This window comes from Streptomyces sp. NPDC059994, assembly GCF_042737755.1.
In the GTDB taxonomy this organism is placed as follows: Bacteria; Actinomycetota; Actinomycetes; order Streptomycetales; family Streptomycetaceae; genus Streptomyces.
The window spans coordinates 1-17,616 of sequence record NZ_JBHWUR010000140.1; the positions used below are offsets into that span (position 1 = coordinate 1).

The window sequence follows — 17,616 nt, forward strand, 5'->3', positions numbered from 1 at the left end:
CCGCCCCTCAGATCAGATCGTCGCCGTGTCGATCACGAACCGGTACCGCACATCGCTCGCCAGCACCCGCTCGTACGCCTCGTTCACCTGGTCCGCGCGGATCAGCTCGATCTCCGAGCCCAGGCCGTGCTCGGCGCAGAAGTCCAGCATTTCCTGGGTCTCCGCGATGCCGCCGATCATCGAGCCGGCCAGGATCTTGTTGCCGCCGATGAGGCCGAACATGTTGAGCGCGTTGGGCTCCTCGGGGGCGCCGACGTTCACCAGGGCGCCGCCCGGCTTCAGGAGGCCGAGGTAGGCGCCGAGGTCCAGCGGGGCCGAGACCGTCGAGACGATCAGGTCGAGGGAGCCCGCGAGCTGCTCGAAGGTCTTCGGGTCGCTGGTGGCGTGGAAGTGGTCGGCGCCCAGCTTCAGGCCGTCCTCCTGCTTGCGCAGCGTCTGGCTGAGCACGGTCACCTCGGCGCCGAGCGCGTGCGCGATCTTGACGCCCATGTGGCCGAGGCCGCCGAGGCCCAGGATCGCGACCTTCTTGCCGGGGCCCGCCTGCCAGCGCTTGAGCGGCGAGTAGAGGGTGATCCCGGCGCAGAGCAGCGGCGCCGCCACGTCGAGGGAAAGGGCGTCGGGGATGCGGACCGCGAAGCGCTCGGAGACGACCACGTGGGTGGAGTAGCCGCCGTAGGTGGGCTCGCCGTCCCGGCCGACGGCGTTGTACGTGCCGACGGCCTGGGCGCAGAACTGCTCCTGCCCGGCCACGCACTGCGCGCACTCGCCGCAGGAGTCGACGAAGCAGCCGACGCCGACCCGGTCGCCGACGGAGTACTTGGTGACGCCGGGGCCGACCTCGGTGACGACACCGGCGATCTCGTGGCCCGGGACCATCGGGAAGATGGCCTCGCCCCAGCCCTCGCGGGCCTGGTGGATGTCGGAGTGGCAGATGCCGGCGTACTTGATGTCGATCAGGATGTCGTGTGTGCCGACGGCGCGGCGCTCGATGGTGGTGCGCTCCAGCGGGGCCTTGGCGGCGGGGGCGGCGTAGGCGGCGACGGTGGTCATTGCCTTGGTCATTGCCTTGACTCCTCGGGATTCTCGGGTACGCCGTCCACAGTGCCGCAGCCGCCGCCCGCCACCCAGCCCCCTGGTCTTCGTACGTCCGCCGTGCGTACGCCTGCTGTGCGTACTACTGACAGGGTCAGGCTCATGGTCGTACGACGGCGAGGACTGGGGATACTGGGATGTCATGGACCAGCGTGCCGAACTCAGTGAATTCCTCCGCTCCCGCCGGGCCCGGCTCAAGCCCGGGGACGTGGGCCTGCCCGACTTCGGGCGGCACCGCCGGGTGCCGGGGCTGCGCCGGGAGGAGCTGGCCCAGCTGGCCGGGGTGTCGGTCGCGTACTACACGCGTCTGGAGCAGGGGAACGGGCAGAACGTGTCGGTCGAGGTGCTCGACGCGATCGCCCGGGCGCTGCGGCTGACCGACGTCGAGCAGCAGCACCTCACCCACCTGGCCAAGCCGACGGCGGCCAAGAAGAAGAAGGCCGGGGCCGGGCGGCAGGCGGCGGTGCGGCCGCAGCTGCTCCATCTGATCGACTCGATGGAGGCGGTCCCGGCGTACGTCCTGGGCCGCCGGCTCGACCTGCTGGCCTGGAACCGGATGGCCGCCGCCCTGATCGGCGACTTCGTCGGACTCCCGGCGGAGGAGCGGAACTTCGCCCGCCATGTCTTCCTCGACCCGACCGCCCGCGAGCGGTACATCGACTGGCAGGACAAGGCGGCCGAGGTGGTGGGCGTGCTGCGGCTGTGCGCGGGCTGCTACCCGGACGACCCGCTGCTCACGGCCCTGGTGGGCGAGCTGTCGGTCAAGAGCGACGAGTTCCGTACGCTGTGGGCCGCCCACACCGTCCGCCAGAAGGGCCACGGCACCAAGCGGCTCCACCACCCGGTGGTGGGCGAGCTGACGCTGTCGTACGAGACGCTGAAGCTGCCCGAGGAGCACGATCTGTCGCTTGTGACGTACTACGCGGAGCCGGGCTCGCCCTCGGCGGACTCGCTGCGGCTGCTCGCGAGCTGGGCGGCCGCGCCGGATCCGGAGTCCTCCGGTCCCGGCGGCCGCCCGGCTCCCGTCACACCGCCGACGCGCTCCCAGTGATCGTCACGACCGGTGTGATCACGCCGCCGACGCGTTCTCGGTGATCGTCACCTTCCCCCTGCGGATGACGGCGATGCGCGGGGCGCGGCGGGCCAGGGCGGTGTCGTGGGTGACCATGACGAAGGTCAGACCGTGCTCCTTCCACAGGCCTTCGAGCACCTCCATGATCTCGTCGCGCATGCCCTCGTCGAGGTTGCCGGTGGGCTCGTCGGCGAGCAGGACCTTGGGGCGCTTGACGACCGCGCGGGCGATGGCGACCCGCTGCTGCTGGCCGCCGGACATCTCGCCGGGCAGATGGGCGAGGCGCTCGCCCAGGCCCACCGAGGCCAGCGCCTCGGCGGCGCGCTCGCGCCGGTCGGCGGCCTTGAGGCCGAGCGGGACGAGGGCGGTCTCGACGTTCTCCTGGGCGGTGAGCGTCGGGATCAGGTTGAAGCTCTGGAAGACGAAGCCGATGGACTCGGCCCGCACCTTGGTGAGCCGCGCCTCGGGCAGGCTCGCCAGGTCGACGCCGTCCAGGACGACGCTGCCCGCGGTGGGCCGATCGAGCCCGCCGAGCATCTGGAGCAGGGTGGACTTGCCGCCGCCGGTGGGGCCCTGGATGACCAGGCGGCCGCCGTCCTCGATGGTCAGATCGACTCCGTCGAGCGCGTCGATGGTGTCCTTGCCCCGCCGGTACCGCTTGGTGACGCCGCTGAGTTCATACATGACTCGGGGTCGGTTCCTTTCGTACGTACGTGAGTGAGCGGTGCGCGGCGGCTATTCGACGCGGCGCAGGGCGTCGGCCGGGCGCAGCCGGGAGGCGCGCCAGCCGCCGAAGCCGCCCGCGACGAGACCGCCCGCGACGGCCAGGGCCACGGCGAGGCCGATGGTGGTGACGGAGACCGGCGCGGTGAGCGCGATGTCGACGGCCTTGGCCGCGGTGCGCCGCCCGAAGCCGCCGCCGCCCCCGCCCCCGCCGAAGCCCCCGCCTGCCCCGCCGCCATTGCCGCCCCCGCCGCCGAGCCTGGCGGTGAGCGTGGGGCTGACCGCGGTGACGGCGTAGGCGCCCGCGAGGCCGAGACCGATGCCGAGCACGCCTCCCATCAGCCCGTTGACCAGGGCTTCTCCAACGACCTGGCGGGTGACCCGGCCGCTCTTCCAGCCGAGCGCCTTGAGCGTGCCGAACTCCCGCACCCGGCGGCTGACCGCCGACGAGGTGAGCAGTCCTGCCACCAGGAAGGCGGCGGCCAGGACGGCGATGGAGAGCCACTTGCCGACGTTGGAGGCGAGGTCGGCGGCGGTGGAGAGGGAGCCGGAGACGGTGTCGGCGAGGTCGGCCGAGGTGGTCACGGTGGTCCCGGAGACGTTCTTCTGGATGGCGGACTTCACTCCGGCGATCCGCTGCGAGTCGGCGGCCTTGACGTAGACCGTGGTGATCTCGTCCTTGGCGCCGGCGAGCGTCTGCGCCTGCGCGAGCGGCAGATAGACGTTGGCGGCGGCGTTCCCGCTGTCGGCCGTGGCGACCCCGATGACCGTGTACTTGGTGCTGGAGACGGTGATGCTGCCGCCGGTCGCCAGCTTCTTCTCCTTGGCGTACGCGCTGTCGAGGACCGCGACCTTGGCGGCGCTCTCGTCGGTACGGAAGGTGCGCCCGGAGGTGATCCTGGAGGAGGTGAGCGGGCCGAGCTGCTGCTTGGTGACGTCCGTGCCGTACACCGTGAAGGAGTTGACGTCGAAGGACGCGCCGCCGCCCTGCACCTCGCCCTGCGGGGCGCCGCTCCCGCCGCCGCTCCCGCCGCCGCCCTTGGCGCGCTGCTCCTGCCGGAACTGCTTGAACTCGCCGCGGGTGAACTGGCCGTTGACCTTCAGTACGGTCAGGTTCAGCCCGCCGACCGCGTCCGCCACCCCGCTCTGCCTGCCGACCTGGTCGACGGTGGACGACGCGAGGGTCTGGAAGCCCTGCACCATCACCCGGTCGCTGGACTGGGCGGCGCTGTCCCCGCTGCCCTTGGCGTCGAACCTGAAGCGGGGCCGGCCCTCGTCGGAACCGCCGGGCGGGGCCGCGGCCTTGGTGACCGTCATGTCGGTGCCCAGCCCGTACAGCGACTGCAGGACCTTGCCCTGCGCCCGGGTCATCCCGGTCGACACCGAGCTGACCACGATGACCAGCGCGATACCCAGGGCCAGCCCCGAGGCGACGACCAGCGCCGCCTTTCTGCGGCGGCGCAGCTCGCGCCGGAGATAGGTGAAGAACATGGCGCGAAGCTAGACGGGCGCGGTGATGGTGGGTTAAGGCCACGATGAGAGCGCCATGAGAACGCGTACCGGTGACACGGGAACGCGAACGGCCGCGCCCGAGGACCCGGCGCGGCCGCTGCTGTCGTAGGGGGCGGGATCAGACCGCGGAGCCCGCCTTCCACGCCGCCCAGCTGACGTTCCAGTCGCTGAAGCCGTTGTCGGGCGAGATGGTCTTGTCGCCGGTGTTCTTGACGACGACCACGTCACCGACGATGGAGTGCTCGTAGAACCAGGCACCCGCGGTGCCCGCGTCGCCCGCGCCCTTGGTGTCGGAGAGGCCGACGCAGCCGTGGCTGGTGTTGGCGCTGCCGAAGATGGACTTGGCGCCCCAGTAGTTGCCGTGGATGAACGTGCCGGAGGCGGAGAGCCGCATCGCGTGCGGGACGTCCTTGATGTCGTACTCGCCCTTGCCGTCGCCGTCCTTGAAGCCGACGGTGGCGCCGTCCATCCGGGTCTCCTTGAACTTCTCGGAGATCACCATGGTGCCGTTGTACGTCTTGTGGTCGGGCGCGCCCGCCGAGATCGGGATCGTCTTGACGGTCCGGCCGTCCTGCGTGACGGTCATCTGGTGGGTCTGGGCGTCGACCGTGGAGACCTGGTTGCGGCCGATCTTGAAGGTGACCGTCTTCTCCTGGACGCCGGTGACGCCGGGCTTGGCCTCGACGCCGTCCAGGTCGAGCTTCATGGTGACGGTCGAGCCGGACTTCCAGTAGTCCTGCGGGCGGAAGTCCAGGCGCTGCGCGCCGAACCAGTGCCCGACGACCTCCTGGCCGCTGCTGGAGTTCACCGTGATGTGGGACTGGACGTCCTTCTTGTTGGTGATCGCCTTGTCGAAGGTCACCGACACGGGCATGCCCACGCCGACCGTGGAGCCGGACTCCGGCGTGAAGTTGCCGATGAAGCTGTTGGAGGGCGAGACGGTCGCGAACGAGGCGTTCTCGTGCGCCTCGCGGCCCTTAGCGTCCTGCGCGGTCGCCGTGATCTTGTACTTGGCGGAGCGCTTCAGCTGCTTGTCCGGCACCCAGCTGAGCCCGTCCGCGGATATCTTGCCCGCGACCGGCGTGCCCTCGGCGGACGTCATGACGACCGAGGTCAGCTTGCCGTCGGCGACGGAGACCTTGGTGTCGTTGTTGATGCCGACGTTGTCGGCGCCGTTCTTGGGCGTGATGGTGATCTTCGCGTCGGAGGTGTCCTTCTCGGCCGCCTTGTCGACCTCGGACTGCGACGACTTCGAGGCGTCGGCACCCTTGTCCTTGCCGCCGTCGTCGTTGCAGGCCGACAGCAGCAGTACGCCGCCGAGCACCGCGGACGCGGCCACGAGACCCTTGCGCCGCTTACTCTCCGTTATCACACGTATCTCCATCGTTGCCGGTCTCCCCCAAGCCATCGACTGAACAACATAGCCACTGAGGCTGTGGTTCCTTTTGCGGAGGAGGTGTGGGAAACACCACCCGGGCCGGACAAACCGGCCCCGTGGCTCCAAGGACGTCACGGCCTCGGGCCGTCGTCTCCGTCCTCCTCGTCGCTCTCATCTTCCTCGTCGAGGTCCCAGTCCTCGTCGTCGGGGTCGTACTCGACCTCCTCGCTGCTCCAGGAGGCCTGCGCGAGCTCGACCCCCGGCACCTCGGCGACCAGGTCGAAGGGGTCGACCAGATACGCCAGGGCCTCCGCCTCGTCTTCCCGTACAGCGGACTGGGCATGCGCGCGTTCCTGGTCCGGAAGGAGCTCGTCCGCCGCGATGCGCTCCAGGGCCGCGCCGGTCAGCGCCTCCGAGTCGTCGATCTCCAGTACCAAATCCACCCGGAGCCGGACATAGCGTGGTGTCTCTTCTGTCGTCATGCGTCGGAGCGTAGGGCTCGGGACCTCCGCGACTTTCCTGCGACCCGCTGCTTTCACTAGCATCGGCACACACCCACCAATTCGCCGTATCCACAAGGGGGATCGACCAGGTGTCCGTCGCTCGCCGGCCTCTGCTCACCGCCACCGCGGCGGGTTCACTGCTCTGCGCTCTGTGGTTCGTCCCGTCAGCCAACGCCACGGACGGGAAGCCATCGTCGGCCCCGGCCCGTTCGACGGCCGCCGCTCCGGGCACACAGGCGGATCTCGCCCTCGCCGACACGGGCACCGTGGACACGTCCCCGTACCTGTTCGGCGGCACGCTCTTCCTGGGCCTGGGCGCCGGGTTCGTCGCCTTCTCGGTGCGACGGGCGCGGCAGCAGTACTGACGTACGCGGTACGTGTAACGAGTCGGGGCGCCCGGGAAGTTCCCGGGCGCCCCTTCGCGTACCGCGTGTGGATCAGGCCAGCGGGCCGGTCACCGGCTCCACCGCCGCGACCAGCTGCCCGCTGCGCACGAACGCGTCGGCGGCGGCCAGGTCGGGGGCGAGGAAGCGGTCCGGGCCGGGGCCGCCGACGCCGGCCTCGCGGGCGGCCTTGATGGCGGCCTGGGAGGCGGGCGCGGGGGTGAGGCCGTGGCGCAGCTCGATGCCCCGGGTCGCCGCGTACATCTCGACGGCGATGATCCGGGTCAGGTTGTCGATCGCGGTGCGCAGCTTGCGGGCGGCCGACCAGCCCATGGAGACGTGGTCCTCCTGCATCGCCGAGGACGGGATGGAGTCGGCGGAGGCGGGCACGGCCAGCCGCTTCATCTCGCTGACCAGGGCCGCCTGCGTGTACTGGGCGATCATCAGACCGGAGTCGACACCGGCGTCGTCCGCGAGGAACGGCGGCAGGCCGTGCGAGCGGTTCTTGTCGAGCAGACGGTCGGTGCGGCGCTCGGCGATGGAGCCGAGGTCGGCGGCGGCGATCGCCAGGAAGTCCAGGACATAGGCGACCGGGGCGCCGTGGAAGTTGCCGTTGGACTCCACGCGCCCGTCCGGCAGGACGACCGGGTTGTCCACGGCCGAGGCGAGCTCGCGCTCGGCGACGGTGAGGGCGTACGCCATGGTGTCGCGGCCCGCGCCGGCCACCTGGGGGGCGCAGCGCACCGAGTACGCGTCCTGGACGCGCGGGGCCTCGTCCTGCTGGAAGTGCCCGGTCAGGCCCGAACCCTTCAGCACGGCCAGCATGTTGGCGGCGGAGGCGCCCTGGCCGGGGTGCGGGCGGATGGCGTGCAGCTCGGGCGCGAGCACCTTGGCCGTGCCGAGCAGCGCCTCCAGCGAGAGGGCCGCGGTGATGTCGGCGGAGGTGTAGAGCTTCTTGAGGTCCGCGAGGGCCATGATCAGCATGCCGAGCATGCCGTCGGTGCCGTTGAGGAGGGCCAGGCCCTCCTTCTCGCGCAGCTCGACGGGCTCGATGCCGGCCTCGGCGAGCAGCTCACCCGCAGGCCGTACGACACCGTCGGGGCCCTCGGCGTCGCCCTCGCCCATCAGGGTCAGGGCACAGTGCGAGAGCGGCGCGAGGTCGCCGGAGCAGCCGAGCGAGCCGTACTCGTGGACGACCGGGGTGATGCCGGCGTTCAGGATGTCCGCCATCGTCTGCGCCACGGAGGGGCGTACGCCGGTGTGGCCGGAGGCGACGGTCTTGAGCCGCAGGAACATCAGCGCGCGTACGACCTCGCGCTCCACGCGCGGGCCCATGCCCGCGGCGTGTGAGCGCACGATGTTGCGCTGGAGCTGGGCGCGCAGGTCCGGGCTGATGTGCCGGCTGGCGAGGGCGCCGAAGCCGGTGGAGACGCCGTACACGGGCTCCGGCTTGGCGGCCAGCGCGTCGACGATCGCGCGGGCCCTGGCAAGGGCGTCGAGCGCTTCGGCCGACAGCTCGACCCGGGCGCCCTGACGGGCAACGGCGACGACGTCCTCCGGGGTCGTCCCGGACGTCCCCACCACGACAGTGTGCATATCCATATTCAGCAGCGTACGGATTGAATCGGCGCGTGTCACTAGTGGAGTGCGGGGTGGGTCCTTACCGTTGCATTCCCCCACCCCGCCCCTTCCCTGAACCCTCCGGGGGTGGGTGGGGGTGGAGGTGGGTTCCCCGGGGGCTGCGCCCCCGGACCCCGTTGCGGGACCTGCGGCCCCTGCACCCCGCTCACGGGGGCTGCGCCCCCAGCACCCCCGCCGGGGCTGCGCCCCCGCCCCCCTCGGGGCTCCGCCCCGGACCCCGCTCCTCAAACGCCGGAGGGGCTGAATATGCAGGCCCCCAACGCCGGAGGGGCTGAACATGCAGGCCCCCAACGCCGGAGGGGCTGGTAGTTCAGGCCACACCCCTCATCCCGGAGGACTGAATGCGGCCGGGCCCCGTGCCGCCTCAAGGGACGCGGGGAACTGCGCGACCAGCCACACACAGCCCGCAGACGAACACCGGGCCGCAACAAAGGGGCACGGGGAACTGCGTGACCAGCCACACACAGCCCGCAGACGAACACCGGGCCAAAAAGGGGCGCGGGGAACTGCGCGACCAGCCCCCACCGAACCCGCAGACGAACCCCGCACCCCCGAAGGGCCCCGCGGGGAACTGCGCGACCAGCCACCCACAGCCCGCGGACAAAGCGCCCGCCCCCCTACCCCCTCCCCCGGAATCGCCTCCGTTCCGCCCGCTCCGGCTGTGGCGTATCCGCGAGTTGGATCACCGCGCCGTCCCGCCCCGCCACCACCGGCGTCGTCGAGCGGGCCGCCTTCGCCCGGTACTGGGCCGCGTCCGCGAGGCGGAACAGGCGGCGGGCCGAGCGGACCGGGCCGATGGGGTCGCCCGTGGAGGCCACCCCGCACGCGACGCCCTCGCCCAGCTCCAACTCGCCCGCACGCAGGCACAGTTCAGACGCGACCCCGACCACCTCGTCCGGCGGCGGGCCCACCGCGAGCAGGCAGAACTCGTCGCCGCCCAGGCGTGCCGCCAGCGCCCCCGGGAGCTTCGCGCCGCAGAGGGAGAGCACCGAGCCGAAGCGCTCAAGGAGCCGGTCGCCGACGGCGTGACCCCGGGTGTCGTTGACCCGCTTGAGACCATTCAGGTCGCACACCACCAGGCTCACCACCGAGCCGTCCCTGCGGTGGCTCTCGACCGCCTCATCCAGGCGTACGTCCACCGCCCTGCGGTTGGCCAGGCCCGTCAGCGGGTCGGTGAAGGCGAGGCGGCGGACCTCCTCCAGGCGTTCGGTCTGGGCGATCCCGGCCGCCGCCACCGACGCCAGGACGGTCGCGAAGTCCGCGTCGGACGCGTCGAAGAGGGGCGCGCCCACCGGCCGGGCCACGTACAGCTCACCCCACGCCCGCCCGTGCAGCACGATCGGCGCGACCACACAGCAGCCGCGCCCGCGCCGCCGCAGCGCGGTGACCCGCTCGTGGCAGTAGCCCGCCGCGTCGCCGGGCCCCGCCGCCGTCTCCACCCAGGCATTGGGCTCGCCCCCGCCGGCCCACCGCTCGTGCAGGAACTCGGTGATCTCGGGGAACTGGTGCACCGGATACGTCTCGTCCTCGGGGAACTCCTCCTCCCCCTCGGCCCGTTCGCCCGCGTTCACCAGGACCCGCAGCCGCCCGAGCTCCCGCTCCCACGTGGAGAGCGCGGCGAAGTTCCCGGCGAGCGCGTCCCGCGCGCCGAGCGCCGCCGCCCGCCAGGACTCGCGCGGGGTGTGGGCCGCCGCCATGGCCTGCGCCAGCGACACCACGGCCCGCAGCCGTACGTCCTCGGTCCCGCCGACACCCTCGCCCTCACCGCGCATCCCTCCAGTTTAGGGAGGTTTGCCCAATTTTGATCAGTTGGCCGGGCCTGGGCCGACTACAAGATCAGCTCACTCGCCCGGCCACTGCGGCTTCCGCTTCTCGTTGAACGCCGCGACGCCCTCCGCCCGGTCCCCCGAGAACGCCACCGACCGCCACGCCGCGTCCTCGACCTCCAGGCCCGCGCGCAGGTCGAGCCCGTGCCCCAGCCGCATCGCCCGCTTGGCCGCGCGCAGCCCGACCGGCGAGTTCGCCGCGATCCGCCCGGCCAGCGCCAGCGCCTCCGTACGGTCCTCGCCCGCGCCCACCAGCACGTCGACCAGGCCCAGCTCGCCCGCCTCCGGCGCCTCCACCCGCCGCGCGGTGAAGACCAGTTCGGCCGCCCGGGCCGCGCCCACGCGCCGGGGCAGCAGCTGCGTACCGCCGCCGCCGGGGATCACGCCGACCGACACCTCCGGCAGGCCGACGACCGCCGTCGCGTCCGCCACGATCAGGTCGCAGGCGAGCGCCAGCTCGAACCCGCCGCCGAGCGCGAAGCCGTGCACGGCGGCCACGGTCGGCATGGGCAGCTCCAGGACGCCGGTGTAGCAGGCCCGCGCGGTGGGGCGCTGGCGTACCAGCTCGGCGTCGGTGAAGGAGTTGCGCTCCTTGAGGTCAGCGCCCACGCAGAAGGCCCGCTCGTGCGTGGAGGTCACCACGACCGCCCGCGCCGAGGGGTCGGCGGCGAGCGCGTCGCAGGCGGCGGCGATCGAGCGGGCCATCTCGGTGGAGACGGCGTTCATGGCCTTGGGCCGGTCCAGGACCAGCTCGGCGACGTGCCCGTGCCGCCGTACGCCCACGAACTCCCCGTACCGCTGCTCATCCGTGCCCATGAGACCCTCCCGACGACGTTAACGAACGTTACGTCGGGAGATCCTAGGCGGGCGCGTCAGCGCCCCGGAAGGGGTGCGGGGAACCGCGCGACCAGCCCAGGACGGCTCGCGGACGAAGCGCCACGCACCCGCGGAGCGCTCACACACCCCGACGGTGCAGCATCCAGGGCTCGACCACGCCCAGGCCGCGCACCGGGCGCTGCCACATCGGCTGGAGCGCGAAGCGGTACTTGGGGGGCTCCTCGCCCTCCTTCTCCGCCTTCGCGGCCTCCTCCGCGGCCTGCGTCTCCGACACCGGCGCGTCGCCCGTACGCGCCACCTCCTCCGCGAACGCGCCGTCCACCAGGACCGAGTCCTTGGGCGCTATCGAGGTGAGCCGGCTGGCCAGGTTCACGGTCGTGCCGAAGACATCGCCCATCCGGGTGGTGACCGTGCCGAAGGCGATGCCCACGCGCAGCGCCGGCATCGTCTCGTCATGGCCCATCGTCTCGATGAGCCGGAGCGATATCTCGGCGGCGGTCCCGGCGTCGTCGGCGGCGAAGAGGACCTCGTCGCCGAGGGTCTTGATGAGGCGGCCGCCGTGCGCGGCGACCAGGTCGGCGGCGGTCGTCTCGAAGGCCTCGACGAGCTCGCCCAGCTCCTCCTCCTCCAGGCGCCGGGTGAGCCGCGTGAACCCGACGAGGTCCGCGAAGCCGACCGCGAGCCGCCGGTCGACCATCTCCTCGTCGTCGGCGGCCTGCACCACGCGCCCGGTGGCGGCGGCCAGCTGGCGCCGCCACACATAGACGAGGAACTCCTCCAGCTCCGGCAGGAGCAGCTCCACCAGCGGGTACGTGACCTCCGTACGGGTCATACCGGGCTCGGGCGGCTCGGTCAGGCCCTCCAGGAAGGAATCGATCTGCCATTCGGCCAGCCGGGCGGTGGTCTGCCCGGTGGAGCGGGCCACCTGGACCGCCATGGGCTCGCTGAGCAGCCCCGCCTCGACCAGACCGGCGAGCCGGCGCAGCGCCAGCACGTCGGCCTCGGTGAGCGCCTTGGCCTGCCCGATGTCCGCGAACCCCATGGCCCGCCAGAACCGCGAGGCCAGCTCCATGGAGACCCCGGCGGTCCGGGCCGCCTGGAACGGCGTGTACCGGCGGTCCGCGCCCAGGATCAGCTGCTCCAGGCGGATGGCGAGCGGATCGGCGGTGGGCTCGGCGGTGTGGTCCACGACGTGGTGCGGGGTTGGGTACGCGGAGGGCGCCGGCTCCGAAGGGGGGCCGGCACCCTCACCGGACTGCGTGTCGTCGACGGTCACCAGCCGCCTCCTGCCCGTTCCCTGCGCACTTACCTGCCGATCTGTCGCTGGATCGGGCTCCACGATACGGCAGGTGTGCCGTAGCTCACGTCCTCGCACCCGTTGCCCTGTCGCTTTGCCTTGTCGCTCGGAGGTGACTCCGAGGCCAAACGAGGGGGCTCAGCCCGCCGCCGGGCGCAGGTGGACGATGTCGCCCGCCGCCACCGCCTCGCGCCCGCCCTCCTCCGTGGCGAGCACCAGGCGCCCGTCCGCGTCCACCGCGACCGCCTCGCCGGTCAGGGCGCGGTCGCCCGGGAGCTCGGCGCGCACGGCCCGGCCGAGGGTGGCGCAGCCCGCCGCGTACGTCTCCTGGAGCCGGGACGCCGCCGGGTCGCCGCCCGCCTCGCGCCAGTCCACGTACCACTGCTCCAGGGAGCGCAGCACGGCCCGCAGCAGCGTCTCGCGGTCGGTCGAGATCGCGTCCGCCAGCGCCAGCGACCCGGCGCCGGGCACCGGCAGCTCGTCGGCGCGCAGGGTGACGTTGAGGCCGATGCCGACCACCACCGCGTCCTCGCCCGCCCGCTCGGCCAGGATCCCGCCCGCCTTGCGCTCCTCGCCGCCGACCTTGACCAGCAGGTCGTTGGGCCACTTCAGGGCCGTGTCGACGCCCGCGGCGCGGGACAGACCGGTGGCGACCGCCACCCCGGCGAGCAGCGGGAGCCAGCCCCAGCGGTCCACCGGGACGCCCGGGCCGGGCCGCAGCAGCACGGAGAAGAAGAGGCCCGAGCGCGGCGGCGCCGACCAGCTGCGGTCGAGGCGGCCGCGCCCGGCGGTCTGCTCCTCGGCCACCAGGACCGCGCCCTCGGGGAGCTCTTTCGCGCGGGCGGTCAGGTCGGAGTTGGTCGAGCCCGTCGCCTGGACCACGTCCAGGGAGGTCCACAGGGCGCCCGGCCGCACCAGGGCGTGGCGCAGGGCGGAGGCGTTCAGAGGAGGCCGGTCGAGGTCGGACCAGCGGCTTTCGGATGCGTCCTGGGGCGTCATACGAGCCAGGTTAGGCGCGCGGGCGCAAGCGCACCCCGGTGTGGCAAACGACGCACTGCCGAACGGTATCCGCGCCACTACCCTACGAGTCAGTAGCCAGCCGAACCCGTGACCAGGCAGGGAGCCGCATCCCGATGTCCGAGCCGGAGCAGCAAGAAGTGACTGACATCCACACGACCGCGGGCAAGCTCGCGGATCTGCAGCGCCGCATCGGGGAGGCAACGCACGCCGGCTCCGAGCGCGCTGTGGAAAAGCAGCACGCCAAGGGCAAGTTGACCGCCCGTGAGCGGGTCGACCTGCTCCTCGACGAGGGGTCGTTCGTCGAGCTCGACGAGTTCGCCCGGCACCGCTCGACCAACTTCGGGATCGAGAAGAACCGCCCCTACGGAGACGGTGTCGTCACCGGTTACGGCACGGTCGACGGGCGCCCGGTCTGCGTCTACTCCCAGGACTTCACCATCTTCGGCGGCTCGCTCGGCGAGGTCTACGGCGAGAAGATCGTCAAGGTCATGGACTTCGCGCTGAAGACCGGCTGCCCGGTCATCGGCATCAACGACGGCGGCGGCGCCCGCATCCAGGAGGGCGTGGTCGCGCTCGGCCTGTTCGCCGAGATCTTCCGCCGCAATGTGCACGCCTCGGGCGTGGTCCCGCAGATCTCCCTCATCGTCGGCCCCTGCGCGGGCGGCGCGGTCTACTCCCCCGCCATCACCGACTTCACGGTGATGGTCGACCAGACCTCGCACATGTTCATCACCGGCCCGGACGTCATCAAGACCGTCACCGGCGAGGACGTCGGCTTCGAGGAGCTGGGCGGCGCGCGCACCCACAACACCACCTCGGGTGTGGCGCACCACATGGCGGGCGACGAGAAGGACGCCATCGAGTACGTCAAGTCCCTGCTCTCGTACCTGCCTTCGAACAACCTGAGCGAGCCCCCGGCCTTCCCCGAGGAGGCCGACCTGGAGGCCTCGGACTCCGACCGGGAGCTGGACACGCTCATCCCGGACTCCGCGAACCAGCCGTACGACATGCACACGGCCATCGAGCACGTCCTGGACGACGGCGAGTTCCTGGAGACCCAGGCGCTGTTCGCGCCGAACATCATCACCGGCTTCGGCCGCGTCGAGGGCTTCCCGGTCGGCATCGTCGCCAACCAGCCGATGCAGTTCGCCGGGTGCCTGGACATCAACGCCTCCGAGAAGGCCGCGCGCTTCGTGCGCACCTGCGACGCCTTCAACGTGCCCGTGATCACCTTCGTGGACGTGCCGGGCTTCCTGCCGGGCGTGGACCAGGAGTACGGCGGCATCATCCGGCGCGGCGCCAAGCTGATCTACGCGTACGCCGAGGCGACCGTCCCGCTGATCACGGTCATCACCCGCAAGGCGTTCGGCGGCGCGTACGACGTCATGGGCTCCAAGCACCTGGGCGCCGACCTCAACGTGGCCTGGCCGACCGCGCAGATCGCGGTGATGGGCGCGCAGGGCGCGGTGAACATCCTGCACCGCCGCACGATCGCGGCCGCGGACGACGCCGAGGCCACCCGCGCGGAGCTGATCGCCGACTACGAGGACACGCTCCTCAACCCGTACATCGCGGCCGAGCGCGGCTATGTGGACGCCGTGATCATGCCGTCCGAAACCCGTGCGCACATCGTGCGGGGCCTGCGTCAGCTGCGGACGAAGCGGGAAAGCCTTCCTCCGAAGAAGCACGGCAACATCCCCCTCTAGGCCCCGAAGGAGCGGTCATGATCAAGGTCGTACGGGGCAACCCCACTCCGGAGGAGCTGGCCGCCGCACTGGCGGTGGTCCGGGCGCGCGCCGCGGCGACGGCGTCCGCGTCGTCCGGCGCGCCGCTGCCCCCCGAGGAGTGGTCCGACCCGGCCCGCATCGCCCGTCACCCGGTCCCCCGGCCGGGTCCGCGCTCGTGGGCGCGCACATACTGGCCGGCGTAGTCCCCGGGCCCCCGGCGCTTGAGTACGGGTACTCAGGCGCCGGGACCCCGGCGGCCGCAGTATCGAAGGCATGCTGTGGTCCGACCCGAAGAACGAGCCGCCCAAGGAACTGCGCGACGCCCAGGCGATGATGCGGCGCGCGGGCCTGGTGCTGGCGCTGCTCATGATGCTGGGGATGTTCGTGGTCAGCCTCCACTGACGCGTACACCGCCTCCGTTCACACGCGTACGCCGTCCGGGTGGCGCCCCGCGCTGTCTACGATGACCGTATGACTGCCGCCGCACGCCGCCTCGTCCTCGCCTCCGCCTCGCCCGCCCGGCTCGGTCTGCTGCGCCAGGCCGGCCTCGCCCCCGAGGTCATCGTCAGCGGGGTCGACGAGGACGCCCTCACCGCCCCCACACCCGGCGAACTCGCCCTGGTCCTCGCCGAGGCCAAGGCCGACGCGGTCGCCGCCCGCCCCGAGGCCGCCGGAGCCCTGCTCATCGGCTGCGACTCGGTCCTGGAGCTGGACGGCGAGGCGCTGGGCAAGCCCGCCGACGCCGAGGAGGCCACGGCCCGCTGGAAGTCCATGCGCGGCCGCGCCGGAGTGCTGCGGACCGGCCACTGCGTCATCGACACGGCGAACGGCCGCCGCGCCTCGGCCACGGCGTCCACCACGGTCCGCTTCGGCGAGCCGAGCGACGCGGAGATCGCCGCGTACGTGGCGAGCGGCGAACCCCTCCACGTGGCGGGCGCGTTTACCCTGGACGGCCGCTCGGCCCCGTTCGTGAACGGCATCGACGGCGACCCGGGCAACGTGATCGGCCTGTCCCTGCCGTTGCTGCGCGAGCTGCTGGCGGAACTGGGGATCGGGATCACGGACTTGTGGGACTGAGCCGAGCTGTCGCATTCCCGTTGCGGCACAGCGCCCTCCAGGGGCGCGGAGCTGTGTCATCGTGCGGCTCCGCCGCGATGGGGGTCCCCCCTGTTCGAGCGAAGCCGAGAACGTGGGGGAGCGACCAGCCACGCACGGTCCGCAGCCGAAATGCACCCCGCTCCCAGCGGAACGCTCACGCGGCAGCAGGCTCAGGCGGGGTGCCCTCGCCCGAGGGGGCGTCAGCCGGCTCCGCCGGCAGGCGCGGCGCATACATGAGCAGCACCAGCACCACCAGCGCCAGCACCACCATCGTGAACGCGAACGCGACCCACCCCACCAGCCCCACCGTCAACGCACCCAGCACCCCGTGCGTCACCGCACACGTGATGAGCACGATGCGCCCGAACCGCCCGGGCGCCCGGTCGCGTACACCGGCAAACAGCAGGATGACGCCGCACAGGCCGAGGTAGAACCCGAAGACCCCGCCCATGACGTACGTCGTGGTCGACATCGTGTCCGAGTCGACCCCGCCGAGGGACATGTGCTGCTGATGGACGGCATGCCCGAAGAACCAGTTGATCAGCACGATGCCGACGGCTTCGGCCAGAAGAACGATCGCGGCCACCACAGCCACCGGTCTGCGCGCCACGGCGCACCACCCCCTGCTTACACCCAGCCCCTGTTACCGGTAGTACGTCTGACATCACGAACGCTACATGGGGGTCCCCCCTGCTCCTCAAGAGCTTGGGGGAGGGTAAACCCTTGGGCAAGGGTCCTGTCGACACGGTGAGCCCGATCTTCCACTCGCGCTTCCGCGCGCAAAGAATCATTCGGCCATTCGTAGGGACTCCACAAAGAATGTGAGGGGCCCGCTGGCTGTCGGGACAGAGACCTTGACCACACCAGAAGGCTAATGTGCCGGGCAGGGACCCGGCGTACCGTGGTGCGACAAGGGATTTCGCGACATGAGCGAGCCGCGGATCACACTCCGTGTGGGCAAGCTCACCACAGGGGACGGGTCGTGGGCCGGTGTACGGCTTCCCTAAACTCAGCTTGTTTTCAAGGAGGGAGCCATCGTGCGCAAGGTGCTCATCGCCAACCGTGGCGAAATCGCTGTCCGTGTCGCCCGTGCCTGCCGGGACGCCGGGATCGCCAGCGTAGCCGTCTACGCCGATCCGGACCGGGACGCTCTGCACGTCCGCGCGGCCGACGAGGCGTTCGCTCTGGGCGGTGACACCCCGGCCACCAGCTATCTGGACATGGGCAAGGTGCTCCAGGCGGCCAAGGACTCGGGGGCCGACGCGATCCACCCGGGCTACGGCTTCCTGTCCGAGAACGCCGAGTTCGCCCAGGCCGTCCTCGACGCCGGTCTGACCTGGATCGGCCCGCCGCCGCAGGCCATCCGCGACCTCGGTGACAAGGTCGCCGCCCGCCACATCGCCCAGCGCGCCGGCGCCCCGCTGGTCGCCGGCACCCCCGACCCCGTCTCCGGCGCCGACGAGGTCGTCGCCTTCGCCCAGGAACACGGCCTGCCGATCGCGATCAA

18 protein-coding genes are annotated in these 17,616 nt (G+C 71.8%); 7 read left to right on the top strand and 11 right to left on the bottom strand.

All coding sequences use genetic code 11. From position 1 onward, the window contains the following. Positions 1–12 precede the first annotated feature (12 nt). Positions 13–1,050: an NAD(P)-dependent alcohol dehydrogenase gene (locus ACFWA7_RS36400; protein ID WP_385550031.1), complete on the bottom strand. Its 1,038-nt coding sequence runs from the start codon at positions 1,048–1,050 to the stop codon at positions 13–15. A 184-nt stretch (positions 1,051–1,234) separates the two neighbouring features. Between ACFWA7_RS36400 and ACFWA7_RS36405 the strand changes: the two genes are divergently transcribed. Further along, a complete protein-coding gene (locus ACFWA7_RS36405) occupies positions 1,235–2,143 on the top strand; it encodes a helix-turn-helix domain-containing protein (RefSeq protein WP_385550025.1) in 909 nt (302 codons plus the stop codon). Between the two features lie 18 nt (positions 2,144–2,161). On the opposite strand, the gene ACFWA7_RS36410 is transcribed toward ACFWA7_RS36405, so the two are convergent. The 4 genes from ACFWA7_RS36410 to ACFWA7_RS36425 form a co-directional block, all read right to left on the bottom strand. After that, positions 2,162–2,848: an ABC transporter ATP-binding protein gene (locus tag ACFWA7_RS36410; RefSeq protein WP_385550022.1), complete on the bottom strand. Its 687-nt coding sequence runs from the start codon at positions 2,846–2,848 to the stop codon at positions 2,162–2,164. A gap of 51 nt (positions 2,849–2,899) precedes the next feature. Beyond that, positions 2,900–4,378 (bottom strand): ABC transporter permease, encoded by a 1,479-nt coding sequence (locus ACFWA7_RS36415; RefSeq protein WP_385827361.1) that lies wholly within the window; start codon positions 4,376–4,378, stop codon positions 2,900–2,902. 139 nt (positions 4,379–4,517) lie between these two features. Beyond that, entirely contained in the window at positions 4,518–5,783 is a 1,266-nt protein-coding gene (locus tag ACFWA7_RS36420; protein WP_385550017.1) for an Ig-like domain-containing protein, read from the bottom strand. Between the two features lie 125 nt (positions 5,784–5,908). Further along, positions 5,909–6,259 (bottom strand): hypothetical protein, encoded by a 351-nt coding sequence (locus ACFWA7_RS36425; protein ID WP_385550014.1) that lies wholly within the window; start codon positions 6,257–6,259, stop codon positions 5,909–5,911. Between the two features lie 110 nt (positions 6,260–6,369). Here ACFWA7_RS36425 and ACFWA7_RS36430 point away from each other — a divergent pair, with 110 nt between their 5' ends. Next, the gene (locus ACFWA7_RS36430) at positions 6,370–6,645 is read left to right on the top strand and encodes a hypothetical protein (protein ID WP_385550011.1); all 276 of its coding nucleotides are present in this window, start codon (positions 6,370–6,372) and stop codon (positions 6,643–6,645) included. 72 nt (positions 6,646–6,717) lie between these two features. Here the strand turns inward: ACFWA7_RS36430 and hutH are convergent, their stop codons facing one another. From hutH to ACFWA7_RS36455, 5 genes are all read right to left on the bottom strand, one after another. Further along, a complete protein-coding gene (gene hutH, locus ACFWA7_RS36435; protein ID WP_385550028.1) occupies positions 6,718–8,259 on the bottom strand; it encodes a histidine ammonia-lyase in 1,542 nt (513 codons plus the stop codon). A gap of 662 nt (positions 8,260–8,921) precedes the next feature. Continuing rightward, positions 8,922–10,076 (bottom strand): diguanylate cyclase domain-containing protein, encoded by a 1,155-nt coding sequence (locus ACFWA7_RS36440; protein ID WP_385549986.1) that lies wholly within the window; start codon positions 10,074–10,076, stop codon positions 8,922–8,924. 69 nt (positions 10,077–10,145) lie between these two features. Beyond that, a complete protein-coding gene (locus ACFWA7_RS36445; protein WP_385549989.1) occupies positions 10,146–10,946 on the bottom strand; it encodes an enoyl-CoA hydratase/isomerase family protein in 801 nt (266 codons plus the stop codon). A gap of 139 nt (positions 10,947–11,085) precedes the next feature. Then, complete coding sequence (locus tag ACFWA7_RS36450; protein ID WP_385827363.1) at positions 11,086–12,243, bottom strand: adenylate/guanylate cyclase domain-containing protein; 1,158 nt, start codon at positions 12,241–12,243, stop codon at positions 11,086–11,088. A gap of 159 nt (positions 12,244–12,402) precedes the next feature. Then, positions 12,403–13,263 (bottom strand): biotin--[acetyl-CoA-carboxylase] ligase, encoded by an 861-nt coding sequence (locus tag ACFWA7_RS36455; RefSeq protein WP_385549995.1) that lies wholly within the window; start codon positions 13,261–13,263, stop codon positions 12,403–12,405. Positions 13,264–13,397: 134 nt separating this feature from the next. On the opposite strand from ACFWA7_RS36455, the gene ACFWA7_RS36460 reads away from it, so the two are divergent. The 4 genes from ACFWA7_RS36460 (at position 13,398) to ACFWA7_RS36475 (ending at position 16,088) form a co-directional block, all read left to right on the top strand. Further along, positions 13,398–14,990 carry an acyl-CoA carboxylase subunit beta gene (locus ACFWA7_RS36460; RefSeq protein WP_385827366.1) on the top strand — a complete coding sequence of 531 codons (1,593 nt, stop codon included), beginning with the start codon at positions 13,398–13,400 and terminating at the stop codon, positions 14,988–14,990. A 17-nt stretch (positions 14,991–15,007) separates the two neighbouring features. Next, the gene (locus tag ACFWA7_RS36465; RefSeq protein WP_371654371.1) at positions 15,008–15,214 is read left to right on the top strand and encodes an acyl-CoA carboxylase epsilon subunit; all 207 of its coding nucleotides are present in this window, start codon (positions 15,008–15,010) and stop codon (positions 15,212–15,214) included. A gap of 70 nt (positions 15,215–15,284) precedes the next feature. Beyond that, positions 15,285–15,413 carry a morphogenic membrane protein MmpB gene (mmpB, locus tag ACFWA7_RS36470; protein WP_385550002.1) on the top strand — a complete coding sequence of 43 codons (129 nt, stop codon included), beginning with the start codon at positions 15,285–15,287 and terminating at the stop codon, positions 15,411–15,413. 69 nt (positions 15,414–15,482) lie between these two features. Continuing rightward, positions 15,483–16,088, top strand: a complete 606-nt coding sequence (locus ACFWA7_RS36475) for a Maf family protein (RefSeq protein ID WP_385550005.1) — start codon at positions 15,483–15,485, stop codon at positions 16,086–16,088. Positions 16,089–16,263: 175 nt separating this feature from the next. Here the strand turns inward: ACFWA7_RS36475 and ACFWA7_RS36480 are convergent, their stop codons facing one another. Further along, the gene (locus tag ACFWA7_RS36480; protein WP_385827368.1) at positions 16,264–16,695 is read right to left on the bottom strand and encodes a hypothetical protein; all 432 of its coding nucleotides are present in this window, start codon (positions 16,693–16,695) and stop codon (positions 16,264–16,266) included. 451 nt (positions 16,696–17,146) lie between these two features. Between ACFWA7_RS36480 and ACFWA7_RS36485 the strand changes: the two genes are divergently transcribed. Next, positions 17,147–17,616, top strand: a 470-nt coding sequence (locus tag ACFWA7_RS36485) for a biotin carboxylase N-terminal domain-containing protein (protein ID WP_385827370.1), incomplete at its 3' end; no start/stop codon positions are given.

What these genes read in the sequence shown, in the direction of transcription:
- ACFWA7_RS36440 (WP_385549986.1), bottom strand. Translation starts at nt 10,076, where the DNA reads ATGCGCGGTGAGGGCGAGGGTGTCGGCGGGACCGAGGACGTACGGCTG.
- ACFWA7_RS36475 (WP_385550005.1), top strand. Translation starts at nt 15,483, where the DNA reads ATGACTGCCGCCGCACGCCGCCTCGTCCTCGCCTCCGCCTCGCCCGCC.
- ACFWA7_RS36425 (WP_385550014.1), bottom strand. Translation starts at nt 6,259, where the DNA reads ATGACGACAGAAGAGACACCACGCTATGTCCGGCTCCGGGTGGATTTG.
- ACFWA7_RS36460 (WP_385827366.1), top strand. Translation starts at nt 13,398, where the DNA reads ATGTCCGAGCCGGAGCAGCAAGAAGTGACTGACATCCACACGACCGCG.
- ACFWA7_RS36415 (WP_385827361.1), bottom strand. Translation starts at nt 4,378, where the DNA reads ATGTTCTTCACCTATCTCCGGCGCGAGCTGCGCCGCCGCAGAAAGGCG.
- ACFWA7_RS36455 (WP_385549995.1), bottom strand. Translation starts at nt 13,263, where the DNA reads ATGACGCCCCAGGACGCATCCGAAAGCCGCTGGTCCGACCTCGACCGG.
- ACFWA7_RS36420 (WP_385550017.1), bottom strand. Translation starts at nt 5,783, where the DNA reads ATGGAGATACGTGTGATAACGGAGAGTAAGCGGCGCAAGGGTCTCGTG.
- ACFWA7_RS36445 (WP_385549989.1), bottom strand. Translation starts at nt 10,946, where the DNA reads ATGGGCACGGATGAGCAGCGGTACGGGGAGTTCGTGGGCGTACGGCGG.
- hutH (WP_385550028.1), bottom strand. Translation starts at nt 8,259, where the DNA reads ATGCACACTGTCGTGGTGGGGACGTCCGGGACGACCCCGGAGGACGTC.
- mmpB (WP_385550002.1), top strand. Translation starts at nt 15,285, where the DNA reads ATGCTGTGGTCCGACCCGAAGAACGAGCCGCCCAAGGAACTGCGCGAC.
- ACFWA7_RS36405 (WP_385550025.1), top strand. Translation starts at nt 1,235, where the DNA reads ATGGACCAGCGTGCCGAACTCAGTGAATTCCTCCGCTCCCGCCGGGCC.
- ACFWA7_RS36465 (WP_371654371.1), top strand. Translation starts at nt 15,008, where the DNA reads ATGATCAAGGTCGTACGGGGCAACCCCACTCCGGAGGAGCTGGCCGCC.
- ACFWA7_RS36410 (WP_385550022.1), bottom strand. Translation starts at nt 2,848, where the DNA reads ATGTATGAACTCAGCGGCGTCACCAAGCGGTACCGGCGGGGCAAGGAC.
- ACFWA7_RS36400 (WP_385550031.1), bottom strand. Translation starts at nt 1,050, where the DNA reads ATGACCACCGTCGCCGCCTACGCCGCCCCCGCCGCCAAGGCCCCGCTG.